At 64.0% G+C, this 12,899-nt stretch carries 12 protein-coding genes; 4 read left to right on the top strand and 8 right to left on the bottom strand.

Going from position 1 to position 12,899, the window contains the following annotated elements:
* Positions 1–10: 10 nt before the first annotated feature.
* From IVB18_RS09080 to IVB18_RS09060, 5 genes are read right to left on the bottom strand one after another with little or no spacing between them, the layout of a single operon-like run.
* Positions 11–982, bottom strand: coding sequence for a tripartite tricarboxylate transporter substrate binding protein (locus IVB18_RS09080; RefSeq protein WP_247988843.1), 972 nt, complete (start codon positions 980–982; stop codon positions 11–13).
* Positions 983–1,022: 40 nt separating this feature from the next.
* Positions 1,023–2,459, bottom strand: a complete 1,437-nt coding sequence (locus IVB18_RS09075) for an MmgE/PrpD family protein (protein ID WP_247988842.1) — start codon at positions 2,457–2,459, stop codon at positions 1,023–1,025.
* Between the two features lie 17 nt (positions 2,460–2,476).
* Positions 2,477–3,931, bottom strand: coding sequence for an MmgE/PrpD family protein (locus IVB18_RS09070; RefSeq protein ID WP_247988841.1), 1,455 nt, complete (start codon positions 3,929–3,931; stop codon positions 2,477–2,479).
* Entirely contained in the window at positions 3,921–4,955 is a 1,035-nt protein-coding gene (locus IVB18_RS09065) for a 4-hydroxythreonine-4-phosphate dehydrogenase PdxA (RefSeq protein WP_247991586.1), read from the bottom strand. Before IVB18_RS09065 ends, IVB18_RS09070 begins: the two co-directional genes overlap by 11 nt.
* Before the next feature lie 18 nt (positions 4,956–4,973).
* The gene (locus IVB18_RS09060; RefSeq protein WP_247988840.1) at positions 4,974–6,308 is read right to left on the bottom strand and encodes a cation:dicarboxylase symporter family transporter; all 1,335 of its coding nucleotides are present in this window, start codon (positions 6,306–6,308) and stop codon (positions 4,974–4,976) included.
* Between the two features lie 114 nt (positions 6,309–6,422).
* Between IVB18_RS09060 and IVB18_RS09055 the strand changes: the two genes are divergently transcribed.
* Positions 6,423–7,388 carry a LysR family transcriptional regulator gene (locus IVB18_RS09055; protein WP_247988839.1) on the top strand — a complete coding sequence of 322 codons (966 nt, stop codon included), beginning with the start codon at positions 6,423–6,425 and terminating at the stop codon, positions 7,386–7,388.
* A gap of 67 nt (positions 7,389–7,455) precedes the next feature.
* Positions 7,456–8,355, top strand: coding sequence for a LysR substrate-binding domain-containing protein (locus IVB18_RS09050; RefSeq protein WP_247988838.1), 900 nt, complete (start codon positions 7,456–7,458; stop codon positions 8,353–8,355).
* Between the two features lie 211 nt (positions 8,356–8,566).
* On the opposite strand, the gene IVB18_RS09045 is transcribed toward IVB18_RS09050, so the two are convergent.
* A complete protein-coding gene (locus IVB18_RS09045) occupies positions 8,567–8,914 on the bottom strand; it encodes a hypothetical protein (RefSeq protein ID WP_247988837.1) in 348 nt (115 codons plus the stop codon).
* Between the two features lie 110 nt (positions 8,915–9,024).
* Here IVB18_RS09045 and IVB18_RS09040 point away from each other — a divergent pair, with 110 nt between their 5' ends.
* Both IVB18_RS09040 and IVB18_RS09035 read left to right on the top strand, forming a co-directional pair.
* A complete protein-coding gene (locus tag IVB18_RS09040; RefSeq protein WP_247988836.1) occupies positions 9,025–9,651 on the top strand; it encodes a hypothetical protein in 627 nt (208 codons plus the stop codon).
* A gap of 289 nt (positions 9,652–9,940) precedes the next feature.
* A complete protein-coding gene (locus IVB18_RS09035) occupies positions 9,941–10,489 on the top strand; it encodes a phage exclusion protein Lit family protein (RefSeq protein WP_247988835.1) in 549 nt (182 codons plus the stop codon).
* Positions 10,490–10,584: 95 nt separating this feature from the next.
* Here the strand turns inward: IVB18_RS09035 and IVB18_RS09030 are convergent, their stop codons facing one another.
* Both IVB18_RS09030 and IVB18_RS09025 read right to left on the bottom strand, forming a co-directional pair.
* On the bottom strand, positions 10,585–12,075 hold the full coding sequence (locus IVB18_RS09030; RefSeq protein ID WP_247988834.1) for an amidase: 1,491 nt from the start codon (positions 12,073–12,075) through the stop codon (positions 10,585–10,587).
* 16 nt (positions 12,076–12,091) lie between these two features.
* On the bottom strand, positions 12,092–12,889 hold the full coding sequence (locus tag IVB18_RS09025; protein WP_247988833.1) for a xanthine dehydrogenase family protein subunit M: 798 nt from the start codon (positions 12,887–12,889) through the stop codon (positions 12,092–12,094).
* Positions 12,890–12,899 lie beyond the last annotated feature (10 nt).

Here is a 12,899-nt window from a genome sequence, read left to right as displayed (position 1 = left end):
GTCTTCCTGCCTAGTCTACCGTGGCGCCCGAGGCCTGAATGATCTTGCCCCACTTCGTCGTCTCCTCGGCAAGGAACTGGCCGAAAGCCTCGCCGAATACGGTGCCGGGCTCGGCGCCAAGCTCGGCGAGCCTCTTCTTGACGTCAGGCATCTTCAGGATGACCTCGAGCTCGCTGCGCAGCTTCGCAAGCGCAGGCGCGGGTGTCTTGCCCGGCGCCACCAGCCCGAACCAGGACGAGGCCTCGAAACCGGGAACGGTCTCGGCGACCGTTGGCACATCCGGCAAGGCGTCTGCGCGCTTCGCACCGGCGACCGCGATCGCATTGATCGCCTTGCCTTGAACCTGGGGCAGCACCGCGGGAATGTTGTCGAACATGAAAGGGATCTGCCCGGCAAGCAGGTCGTTCATCGCCGGCGCCGCGCCGCGATAAGGAACATGGACGATATCGATGCCGGCCGTGCTCTTGAGCAGCTCGCCCGCAAGGTGGTTGGTCGAACCGATGCCGGACGAGCCGAAATTCAGCGAGCCGGGTTTGGCTTTGGCCAGTGCGATCAGCTCGCCCACGTTCTTCGCGGGCACCGACGGATTCACGACCAGGATGATCGGCACCGACGCGATCAGCGCCACCGGCGCGAACGCCCTGGCCGGATCGAACGGCAGCGTCTTGTAGAGGGAGCCGTTGATGGTCAGCGGCGGCGGCGCGGTCAGCAGCAGCGTGTAGCCGTCAGCTTCCGCGCTCGCGACCGTCTCGGCGCCGATATTGCCGCCGGCGCCGCCGCGATTTTCCACGATGAAGGTCTGCCCGCACCGTTCGGCCAGCTTCTGCGCGACGATGCGGGTGATGATGTCGTTGGAGCCCCCGGCCGGGAACGGCACGATGATCTTGACCGGACGGGAGGGATAGTCCTGCGCTACCGCGGCGCCGCAGAACAGAACAGCCGCGCAGGCGGCAAGAAAGGAGCGGCGCAATATCCCGCGCATGGGCATTTCCTCGATGTTTGTCTTGTTATTGGTTGATTCATCACGCGGTCAGCAATGGCCCTAACTTTCCGACGTCGTCAAGCCGTTCGAGATTGCGGACTTGCTCGATCAGCTTCTCGGCCCTGTCGCGGCCCAGCACCGGCGCAATCAGGTCCCGCGTCTTCGCCGCCACCGCTTCCGTGCTCAGCGGGTTTTCCTTGGTGCCCGGCGGATACTTCGTGAAGTGCTCCACCTTCTTGCCATCGGTCAATGTCACCTCGACGACAGCGCCACGCGGCGCAGCCGGATCCATCAGCGCCCTGTCGCCGGCCAGCGTCACCTTGACGCGCTGTTCGAGTATCTTGGGATCGTGCATCAGCGCGACATCGTGGCTGTCGTTGAACGAAACGGCCCCCTTGACCAGCGCGACCGCGACAAGGTGCTGGCAGTTGACGTCGGGCATCGCGCTCTCGCCCACGATCCCCATCGCGTCGGTCGGAAGCTTGACCAGGATGCTGCGCACGTTGTCGGGGGTCAGGCCATGCTGCTTGCGCAGCGTCAGGGTCGCATCCAGCGGCGACTGGATGGGATAGCCGACCGAAAAGGTCTTGATCGCCGTCTCCGTGACGTAGAAGCGGCTGCCGAGATCCTTCACCATCTCCTCGGGCTTCGGATCGGACGACAGCGCGATGAAGAGATTATGCGTGCCGTCGAGCACATCGTCGACGCCGGTCAGGCCGTTCTTCACCATGTCGACGGCCATCACGCCGTTGCGGGCGCCCATGCCGGCGAAATCGAACGCCTTCTCGATATGGTCCTTGTCCTTGACCCAGCTCCAGAGGCCGGACACCTGCTGCGCCGAATAGGAGATCGCATAACGCATCCCGGTCTCGTCGAGCTGCGCCAGCGAGGCGGCGGCGCCGAGCGCACCGAATGTCGACGACGTTCCCTCGGCGCTCCGATGCGAGCCGCGCACGAGATCTGGGCCCAGCGCCATCAGCAGGCGACAGGTCAAATCGTAGCCGAGCGCGACGGCGCGAATGACGTCCTGGCCGCTGCGATGCTCCCGTTCGCCGAGGGCGAGCGCGGCCGGTACGACCGCGGACCCCGGATGCGCCTTGGTGACGGGCTCGAAATCATCGGTCTCGTCGGCATGGGCGCACATGGCATTGGCCAGCGCCGCGTTGACCGCCGTGGTCCGGAAATCGGAGCCGACCACGGAGGCCTGCGCGTCGCCGCCGAGCGTGCGAACATATTTCAGCGCCATCTCGCCCGGCCGCATGCGCGAGCCAGACACCATCGCTCCGAGCGTATCGAGAATGCGATGCTTGCATTCGAGCAGGACCTGCGCCGGCAGCTCCTGGTCGCGCGCGGCGACCATGTAGCGGGCGAGCCGCTCCGTCACGCCCGGGCCCGCCGCCAGGGCCGCGCGGCCACCGGTCGCGGCCAGGGCGGCGATCGAGCCGGCGGATTGCAGGAAATGGCGGCGTGACGGCATGCTGCTCTCCCTGGCGGTCAGGCCGCGACCGACATCTTGGCGATGTCGGCAGCGTTCGGCAGGTTCTCGACATTCCAGCAGGCGTCCATCACATGCCGGATCGTCGCAGCGGGAATGATGCCTTCGGCAAGATCGGAGAACTTGGTCTCGAGCTGCTTGTCGGTCATCGGCACCTCGACGCTGCCGATGGCGTGTTCGATGTAACGATTGAGCTTGCGCCCGTCCTTGAGCACGATCGTGAGATCGACCTGCTCCGGCTTGATGCCGGCAGTGATGACCGGATTCACCTTGCCGCGCAGCGCGACGATGGTCGGATCGGTCACGGCGCGATCGCTGAACTGCTTCTCGCCGCCGGCGCCCTCGACGATCGCAGCCGCGACCGCGTGGTAGATGCTGAATTTGCCTTCGAGCCCTTGGCTCGGCGTCTTCTTGCCGGTCAGCTCCAGCACCAGCGGATGGACCTTGAGGTCGACGCGCTCGATCTGGTCCGCGGTCACCTTGTTCTCGTTGCGGAGCTGGATCGCGGCATCGATCGCCGGATGCATGACGATGCCGCAGGCGAACGGCTTGTAGGTGTTCAGCGCTGCCTCATAGCGTTTGCCGAGGTCGCCGAGGATCTCGTTGTAGTCCTGCTTGGTGCTGATCGTGTTGGCCCAGCCGCGCTTGGCCTCGATCATCGAGTCGGACGAGGTGAAGTTCTTCGAGGCGAGGATGGCCGCGAAGATGCCGCTGGAGGCAGCGCGGCCCGGATTGAAGCTCTTGTTCATCGAGCCGAAGGATTCGCGCAGGCCCACCGGCTGCGACGCGGCAAGACCAAGCGCCCAGATCATCTGCTGCTCGTTGAGCTTCAACAGCTTGCCGACGGCGGCGGCAGAGCCGAACACGCCGGCCGTGCCGGTGATGTGCCAGCCGACATCGTAGTGGTTTGGGTAGACGGAGTTGCCGATTCTGCACTCGGTTTCGACGCCGAGCACCAGCGCGTTCAGGAACTCTTTGCCGGAGACCGGCTGCAGTTCCGACAGCGCGAGAATGGCCGAGGCCACGGGGCCCGCGGGATGAATGATCGTCTTCAGATGGGTGTCGTCATAGTCGAAGATGTGGCTCGACACGCCGTTGATGAAGGCCGCGTTCATGATGTCGAATCGCTCGCGGCGCCCGAACAGAGACGCCTGGTGCGGGCCCGAGAATGGGCCGAGGGCCGCGACCGCGATGTCGACCGTCTGATGATGCGATCCGCCGATCGCGACGCCGACCCAGTTCAGAAGCGTGCGGACGCCCTCCTTGCGGACATTGGCCGGCAGGTCGTCGTAGCCCGCGGTCACCAGATAATGTGCGAGCGCGCGCGTGACGTCCTTGGGCGGCGCGGCTGCAGGCGCCGCGGCCGGGACTTGCGCGAAGGCGCCATTAGTGCCGACGGCGGCGAGCGGCAGCGCGGCCGCCGCCTGGAGCAGGGTTCTGCGATCAGTGTGCATAGGATGCCTCCTTGACCTTCATAGATACCAATTGCGCCGCGAGGCGAACCGCGCTCTCGAGCGCCCCGGTCTTCGCCAGGCCTTGGCCAACAATATCGAACGCCGTGCCGTGTGACGGTGTCGTAAAGACGGTCTCGAGCCCGGCGGTGACGGTGACGCCGCGGTTGAAACCGCGCAGCTTGGTCGCGATCTGGCCCTGGTCGTGATACATCGCCACCACGCTGTCGAACTCGCCGGCGAACGCCCGCACATAAACGGTGTCGGCAGGATACGGCCCGGTGCAGGCAATCCCGGTCTTTGCGGCGGCTTCCACGGTCGGCCGGATCATCTCGATCTCGTCGCGGCCGAACAGGCCACCCTCGCCCGCATGCGGGTTGAGCGCGGCCACCGCGATGCGCGGCTTGGCGACGCCGGTTCTGCGCATCATGCGGTCGACCAGCTCGATCGAGTCGGTGATGCTGGCCGGATTGATGCCGTCCAGCGCTTCGCGCAGCGATTGATGCCCGGTGACGCGCGACATCCATTGCCCGTCGAGCACGTTCATCTCGGAGAAATAGGTCTTGTGACCGAGCAGGCTCGCGAACATCCTGTGCTCGTCGGGAAACTTCCAGCCGCCGTCGAACATCGCGCGCTTGTTCAGCGGCGCAAAGGTGATCGCGTCGACCTCGCCGGCCTTGGCGAAATCGATCGCGCGCGACAGCGTCTCGCCGGTCAGCCGGCCGGATTCGGCGCTGGCCTTGCCGATTGGACATTTCGCGGGATCGGTGTTGCCGAGATCGACGAGCTGCACCGCACTGCTGCTCCAGGATGCCGCATTGGGCGAGGAGATCCGCTCGACCTTCAACTTCACGCCGGCATGCGCCATGCCCATCTCGAGCACGCGGGCATCGCCGATCACGACGAGACGTGCGGCGTCAGCGAGCCGGTCGTCGGACAGGATGCGCGCGATCTGTTCGGGGCCGACGCCGGTGCAATCGCCCGGCGTCAGCGCGACGATGGGCAGTTCATTGGTGTTGATAGCCATATTAAAAACCATGGATCCTTACTTCACTCGCTGGATTTGAGCGGCGGACTGAGCCCAGTCCTCCCGGTTGAATTCTCCATCCCACTTCGCGACCACGATCGAGGCGACCGCATTGCCGATGGTGTTGGTGATGGCGCGCGCCAGCGACATGAAGCGATCGATGCCGAGCAGCAGCGCCAAGCCCTCCGCCGGCAACCCCGCGGCAATCACGGTCGCGGCGAGCGCGGCGAATGCGCCGCCGGTGACGCCGGCCGCGCCCTTGCTGGTGAACAACATCACGACGAACAGGCTCAATTGCTGCGCGGCCGAAAGTTCGATGCCGTAGACCTGGGCGACGAACATGGTGCTGAGCGGCAGCGTCAGCGCGACGCCGTCGAGATTGAAGGAATAGCCGGAGGGAATGACCAGGCCCGCGACCGCGCGCCCGACGCCCGCCTTCGGCAGCTTCTCCATCATGCCGGGGATCGCGGTCTCCGACGACGAGGTGCCAAGCACGACCAGCAGCTCGTTCCGCAACAGCCGCAGCAAATCCATCAGGCGAATGCCGACCAAACGGCAGATCGTGCCGAGAATGACGAAGATGAAGAACGCCATGATTGCCCAGGCAGTGCCGACCAGCAGCGCCAGCGCATAGAGCGTGGCGGCACCAAACTTGGCGACCGTGAAAGCCATGGCGCCGAAGGCGCCGATCGGCGCCAGCGCCACGACGACATGGACGACGCTGAACACCAACTCGGTCACCCGCTCCATCCCGGTCCGCAATGGTGCTGCTTTTTCGCCAAGCAGCAGGAGACCAATGCCGCAGAGCAGCGCAAGCACGAGCACCTGGAGCACGTCACCGCTCGCGAACGCGCCGACAAAACTTTCCGGGATCATGTGCTGGATATAGGCCGACAGCGATCCGACATGCGCTTGCGAATAGCGGGCGACGGTCTCGGCCTGCTGCGCGGTGGCATGCGCCACGCCCGCCCCGGGCTGAACCCAGCGCACGACGACGAAGCTGATCAACAGGCAGACGGTCGTCACGACCTCGAAATAGACGAAGGCCTTCAGCCCGATGCGGCCGACCGCCTTCATGTCACCGACCTGCGCGATGCCGGTGACGACGACCAGGAAGATCAGCGGCGCGATCGTCATCTTGATTAGCGAAATGAAGGCGTCGGCGAGCGGCTTGAAATCGACGGCGACGGTCGGAAACAGGGCGCCGAAGAGCACGCCGAGCGCGGCGCCGGCAACCACCAGGACATACTGCTCGCGCCAGAGCGGTTTGCGGCGCCCTTCGGAAACCGGCCTCGATATGGGCTCAGATAGCGGCGTTGCGGCGACCTGCAATTTGCTTTCCTCCCACGACATCGTCGCGCCATGCGTGGTGGCGCTTTGTTCTTGTCTTTCAATGCCGTTTACATTGGACCAGCGGTCTTTCAGGCGCTAATGCCGTATCGGTATGATTTAAGGACAAAACGTCATATGGACCTGATTTGGCTGGAGGATTTCCTTGCCATCGCTGAGGAGGGCGGGTTCTCGCGCGCCTCCGAGCGACGGCACGTGACCCAGCCGGCGCTGAGCCGCCGCATCAGGTCGCTCGAGGAATGGCTGGGAACGGCGCTGTTCGAGCGCTCGACACACACCATCACGCTGACGCCGGCCGGCGAGAGTTTTCGTTCCGTGGCCGAAGACGTGCTGCGACGGGTCCTGGTCGGGCGGGAGGAAGCGCTCGAAATGGCGCGGCTGAAAGCCGAGACCATCACCTTCGCGGCCACGCATGCGCTGTCACAAACTTTCTTTCCGGAATGGATCCGGAGCTCGGACAGCGCACGCGCCAACTCGGCCGTGCAGCTGGTCGCCTCCAATTTCGCCGGCTGCGAAAAGCTGCTCTTGGATGCGCAGGCGCATTTCCTTCTGGCGCATCATCATCCGTCACTGGTGAGCCGGCTCGACATGGACCGCTTCCAGCGCATCGAGCTCTCGACCGACGTGCTGATCCCGATCAGCGCGCCGCTCACCAAGGCCGCACGTGGCGGACGCCGCAGCAAGGCAAAGCCGCGCTACGCACTGCCAGGCGCGGCCGGAGCGCCGCTGCCTTATCTCGCCTACCATCCCGGCTCCGGCGTAGGGCGAATCGTCACGTCGTTCCTGGCGACGAAGGAGCCGGCGGCCTGGCTCGTTCCGAGCTTCTCCGCGCCGGTCATGCTGCTGATCGACATGGCGCGCGAGGGACGCGGCATCACATGGGCGCCGCTCAGCCTCGTCCGTGCCGACCTCGAAAGCGGCCGGCTCCTGCGCGCGGGCGCCGAGGATTGGGATATCGCGATCAGTATTTCCTTGTTCCGCGTGCGCGCTCGCATGACGCGGGCGGCCGAGAATTTCTGGAATACGGTGCGCAAGGGCCGCACCGGCGGAAAATCCGCCTCCACAGCATCTCGGGCGAGATAACGGACGACGGGGCCACGCGGCCCCCTAGCATGGAACTTGCATAAATTCTGGGCGATATGGACGCCGCATGAACCTCATCAGTCTCGACATCCGCATGCTCCGGTCGCTGATCTCGGTGGTCGAGACCGGCAGCATCACCGAGACCGCGCGACGGTTGGGCCGCACCCAGCCTGCCATCACCCTGCAATTGCAGCGGCTGGAGGAGCTCACCGGCAAGCAATTGTTCGAGCACGCCGGCCGCCGGCTGATGCTGACCGAGGACGGCACCACCGTTCTCACCTACGCCAAATCCATCCTGCGGTTGCATGACGAGCTGATTTCGCAACTGGCGTCGCAGGAGATCGAGGGCCAGGTCGTGCTCGGCACGCCGGATCTCTATGCAGCGTTCATGCTGCCGTCGATCCTCAGCGTGTTCCGCAAGTCGTTTCCCCGCGTCCAGGTCGAGCTCAACTGTGCTCTGTCGACGCCGCTCGTCGGCCTCGTCAAGCGCGGCGACGTCGACATCGCGCTCGTTACCCGCATGAACGATTTTACGGGCGGTCAGGTGGTGCGGCGCGAGCAGCTGGTCTGGATGACCGGCGAACAATCCGCTGCCCATCAGGAACGCCCGATCCCGCTGGCGCTGCTGCCGCCCGGCAATATCTATCGCGACTACGCGATCGATACGCTGGAGCGCGCGAACTTGCGCTGGCGCATCGCCTGCGTCAGCGAAAGCGTCGGAGGACTTCAGGCAGCAGCCTTCGCCGGCATGGCGGTCACCGTGCTCGGCCGCAGCGCGCTGGTGCCGGCGATGCGCGAGATCGGCCCGAATGAGGGCCTGCCGCCGCTGCCGAAGATCGAGCTCCTGCTCTACAAATCGAGCGGCGCCACCTCCAAAGCGGCGACCGCGCTGCACGATTATCTCGCGCACTATCTGCGCCTCGACGAAGAGCTCAGCGGCAGGGATCTGCCGATCGAGCTGTCGTGACCCGCAGCGAGACCACGTCGAATTGCGGCCTCTCGACCGCTTCCTGCAACAGCCCATGAAACCGCGCAGCCGATGTTGCCTGGCCCATTTTGCATCGGGTTTCAGTTCGCGATCTTTCTTAGCTAGCGTCGCAGCCTCGTGATCGCACCGCCAGCCGCATCACCCGTTCGGGTGATGACGCTAATAATTTACTGGCTCTACATGACGGCAATCATCGCCAGCCCGACGGCGGGGTGAAAGGCACACCAGCGCTCGTGAACGTCGCCATGATATCGGCCTTTCGGTTCTCCAATCGCGCCTGTTGTATCGGCGCCAACTGGTTCCAGGTCGTAGCCAATGTGGTCGCTTCTCCGATCCATTGATGAGAAGGGTACGAGCCTGGCGGCGGCAGGTTGAGAACGATTCCGTCGAGCTGGCGCTGGAACTGATTTATTTGCTTCATCGCCGTCCAGGCGAATGCAAAGAAGATTACAACCCGGATCATGATTCCGATCACAACTAGAATGATCAGAAAGGGCCAGAAATACAGAAACAAGCTCAAAAACGGGTCATTCGGCACGTCAGCCTCCCCGCGGCAGAAACATCCTAAACGTTAATTTGTACAAGACATCTATCATAGAGCGACCATAACATCTATAAACAATGAGTTGATCGTCAAGGCGGCCACCCATGAGCGACGCAACGCCGTTTGTATCTTTGGCTCGCGCGATCGAGCGCCTCGCAATCGTCGGCGCCGGGGTTCTCTGCGTCTGGTTCGGTTATGAGTTGTTTCAAACCGTCCCGTTGGGCGATTCAAACATCGATGTGAAATGGGGCAGCTATATCGTTACCGTGACCAAGGTCGGCCCCGGCATTGTATTTGCCGGCTTTGGCATCTTTTTGCTGTGGCGATGTCTCGGCGCCGTCGTAACTATCGACGAGTCGCAGAAGGGACCGATTAAGAATCGCTTAGTTCGCTTCGGTCTCCCTACCGAGAGCGCTTCTGGAGATTTAATACGGCTCAAGAACGACATCGCCGTACTCAATGCGATTGCGGCCGCTTCCCCACGCGATCTCGACCATTCCGATGTCGAACGAGCAACGCACCAGGCTCGCGTCGCCTTGATGGCGCGCAACTGGAATCCCGCTTGGGGTGATACGGCCGCATTCATGAGGATCGTAGAAGGACACATACCGTCAGACGGCCCCGTCAGTGAAATCTACAACGCGCGGCTAAACACGGAACTCGCGTCAGAGATGAGTCGGCTCAATGACGGACAGACACGTGACAGGCCTCTACAGCCTAGAGCAACTTGAAGACAGCCGCGGCCAATACGAACCATGGCTGAGGTATGTTTTCGAGACCAATCTACTCGCTGCAATGACGCCGACCCGAAGGGCGGCCCTGGGAAGAGTCGGGCTCGAGGTTCCCGTCAATCTATCTGCGGAGTATGGGGCCGACCCCGGCTTTCCCTTGCACGTCGGCGCTGACCCAAACAGACGCGCGGTGATACTGCCTCTGCGGACAATCAGGTGGCTCGACGAATACGCGGGTATCTGGGCTTGGTTACATCGAACCCTCGAAGCAAAGGCCCTGATCCTTTGCATGCTGTTTGCCGCCATGGCAGCTGCCCCCTCATCTTCGACACCGCCTGGGCCATTTGAAGCGTTCGGCGTTGATGCTTCGATCTACCAGGACGAGTCCGTCAAAGACGTCTCCAGCAAGTGCCTCAACGGCGCATTGTGCTTCCTGCTCTTGCATGAACTCGGACATCTTGCTCTCAACCACACGATCGCCCTCACCAACATTGCCTCGCAGGAGCAGGAGCGCGCAGCGGATGGATATGCGCTCGACGCGATGGCCGAACTCCATATCCTTGCCTTGGGAGTACCTTTCCTGTTTTTCGCAACTGCGGCGATGGAACAGGGGCAGATGACTCATCCTACGAGCGGTAGCAGGATTGTGGCGATTGGGCAGCGTCTCGAGAGCGAGGCTCTGAGATATGTCGATCGGAACGATGCCAACGCCTTACCGCCGACAAGCTGCGTTGGTACGGTCGCGAACTACGCCTCTTGGCAGCGCCGAAGTTGCTCGATCCTGCGGAGCGGAACGAATTTCTTCGCCTGGCAACAGGTTCGAGCTTTGCAGACCTGAAAAATCTGATTTGAGGCTGATGTCAGGTGCCTGAAATCGTCTGATCGTTCGCTGGCCGGGTCCGTGGCCAACTGACGCAACGTCCGCCTTGTCCGTCACACCCTCGCCCGCGCCCGCCCCTCCTCCCGCAGCGCCAGCGACGGCCAGAATTTTGCCCAGGGCTGCCCCTGCTCGAACGCTGCGGCAATCCGGAAGATGGTTGGCTCGTCGAGCCAGGGCGCGATGATCTGTAAACCGATCGGCAAGCCGTCGCGATCAAAACCGCAGGGCAGCGTGGCGGCCGGAAGGCCGGCGAGGTTGATCGGCCAGGTGAAGGGCGACCAGCCGAGATGCGGATCGATCTTGCTGCCGTCGATGCGGTCGACGCCGAGTTGGCCTGCCTCGAACGCGGTCACCGCGACCGTCGGCGTCACCAGCGCATCGACGCGCTCGAACAGTTTCAGGAAAGCGTTGCGGGCCTGGCCGCGGCGGTAGCCAGCCTCGATATAGTCGGTGCCGCTGTAATGGCGTCCGGCATTGATGACATCGCGATAGTCGGCCTCCGAGTCCGCGAGATCGGCCATCGTCTTGCCTGCAACGGCCGCCGCCTGCTCGGTGAAGGCGATCGGCTTCAGCGTGTGCTCGAGAATGCCGGGATCGAGACCGGGATCATCGATGCTGACCTGCGCGCCGCAGGATTCCAAAATGGCGAGCGCCTTGGCAAAGGCCGCACGCACGTCGGGGCTGACGGCGGCGTAGCCGAGATCGGCGCTGGCACCGATGCGAATGCCGTTCAACGGAGCGGGATTTGTATCGAAGCGGCGCGGCGACACCGGCAGGCTCGCGGGATCGCGCAAATCGTAGCCCGCGATGATCTCCAGCGCGAGCGCGGCATCCGCGACCGTGCGCGCGATCGGCCCGGTGTGGGCGAGCGAGGCCCAGGACGGCGGCGAGAAGCCGGGCGAGCGCGGCACCAGGCCGAAGGTCGGCTTGAGGCCGAACACGCCGCAGAACGACGAGGGCACGCGGATCGAGCCGACGCCGTCGGTACCGATCGCGATCGGGCCGCAGCCGGCGGCAACGCCCGCCGCCGCGCCGCCGCTCGACCCGCCACTGGTGCGACCGGGATTCCAGGGGTTTCGCGTGGTACCCGTGACGGGGCTGTCCGCCGTCAGCTTGTAGCCGGACTCGCAGGTCGTGGTCTTGCAGGTGATGATCGCGCCGGACGCCTTCAGCGCCGACACCACGGCGGCATCGACCTCGGGCACGAATGCCTTGTTCAGCGGAGAGCCGCCATAGGCCGGCACGCCCGCGACGAAGACGAGATCCTTGATCGTGACCGGCACGCCGGCGAGCGGCCCCATGGCTTCGCCTGCGCGCATTTCCTTGGTGAGACGGTCGGCATCCGCTCTCGCCTGCTCGTACATCGGCGTCACCACTGCGTTGCAGGCTGCGTCTGTCTTCTCAAGCGCGGCGATCGTGTCGTCGACGACATCGCACGGGGTGAACGCCCTGCGCCGATAACCGGCCATGATCTCGGTTGCAGAGAGCGCGCCAAGGCCAGTCGGCGCCGGCGGGAAGGCCGTTCGGCCGGAACCATCAGTCATCATAAACCCTAAAGAGCTAGCTGAGCGACGCGTCGACCGCACGCTTGGCCATCACCGTGACGAGATGCGCACGGTAGTCGGCTTCGGCGTGGATGTCGGAGGTGAGGCCGTCGGTATCGATCTTGATCGCCGCGATCGCGGACGGATCGAAATTTTGCGACAGCGCTTCTTCCATCGGCGGCACCCGGAATACACCGGAGCCCGCTCCAGTCACGGCCACGCGGACGCCATCGGCGAATTTCGCGACGAACACGCCGACCAGCGCGTAGCGTGACGCCGGCGCCTTGAATTTCGCGTAGCCCGCCTTGAGCGGCACGGGAAAGCGGATCGCAGTGATGATCTCGCCCGGTTCAAGTGCGGTCTCGAACAGGCCGCGGAAGAATTTGTCGGCCACAATCTCGCGCGTGCTGGTTACGATGGATGCACCGAGACCGAGCACGCCCGCGGGATAATCCGCGGCCGGATCGTTGTTCGCGACCGAGCCGCCGATGGTGCCGCGGCTGCGCACAGCGGGATCACCGATCATCGAGGCCAGCGCGGCGAGCCCGGGAATCCTTGCCTGCACCAGCTTCGAGGCGGCCACCACCGCATGCGCCGTCATCGCGCCGATGGTAATCGTTGCGCCGTCGTCGGCAATGCCCTTCAAGTTTCCGAGACTGGAGAGATCGATCAGCGCTACCGGACTCGCAAGCCGCTGCTTCAGCGTCGGGATCAACGTCATGCCGCCGGCGACGAGCTTGCTGTCCTCGATCGAGGTCAGTAGCTTCGCCGCGTCGGGAATTTCGCTCGGCTGGTGATAGGCAAACGGTTTCATTGTTATCCCT

Origin of the sequence: Bradyrhizobium sp. 186 (genome assembly GCF_023101685.1) — a bacterium.
Taxonomy (GTDB): Bacteria; Pseudomonadota; Alphaproteobacteria; order Rhizobiales; family Xanthobacteraceae; genus Bradyrhizobium.
This window is presented reverse-complemented; position numbering and strand designations above follow the sequence as displayed.

Coding starts and splice junctions, on each gene's coding strand:
- IVB18_RS09060 (WP_247988840.1), bottom strand. CDS start 6,308: ATGTCGTGGGAGGAAAGCAAATTGCAGGTCGCCGCAACGCCGCTATCT.
- IVB18_RS09030 (WP_247988834.1), bottom strand. CDS start 12,075: ATGACTGATGGTTCCGGCCGAACGGCCTTCCCGCCGGCGCCGACTGGC.
- IVB18_RS09025 (WP_247988833.1), bottom strand. CDS start 12,889: ATGAAACCGTTTGCCTATCACCAGCCGAGCGAAATTCCCGACGCGGCG.
- IVB18_RS09055 (WP_247988839.1), top strand. CDS start 6,423: ATGGACCTGATTTGGCTGGAGGATTTCCTTGCCATCGCTGAGGAGGGC.
- IVB18_RS09040 (WP_247988836.1), top strand. CDS start 9,025: ATGAGCGACGCAACGCCGTTTGTATCTTTGGCTCGCGCGATCGAGCGC.
- IVB18_RS09035 (WP_247988835.1), top strand. CDS start 9,941: ATGCTGTTTGCCGCCATGGCAGCTGCCCCCTCATCTTCGACACCGCCT.
- IVB18_RS09070 (WP_247988841.1), bottom strand. CDS start 3,931: ATGCACACTGATCGCAGAACCCTGCTCCAGGCGGCGGCCGCGCTGCCG.
- IVB18_RS09050 (WP_247988838.1), top strand. CDS start 7,456: ATGAACCTCATCAGTCTCGACATCCGCATGCTCCGGTCGCTGATCTCG.
- IVB18_RS09075 (WP_247988842.1), bottom strand. CDS start 2,459: ATGCCGTCACGCCGCCATTTCCTGCAATCCGCCGGCTCGATCGCCGCC.
- IVB18_RS09080 (WP_247988843.1), bottom strand. CDS start 982: ATGCGCGGGATATTGCGCCGCTCCTTTCTTGCCGCCTGCGCGGCTGTT.
- IVB18_RS09065 (WP_247991586.1), bottom strand. CDS start 4,955: ATGGCTATCAACACCAATGAACTGCCCATCGTCGCGCTGACGCCGGGC.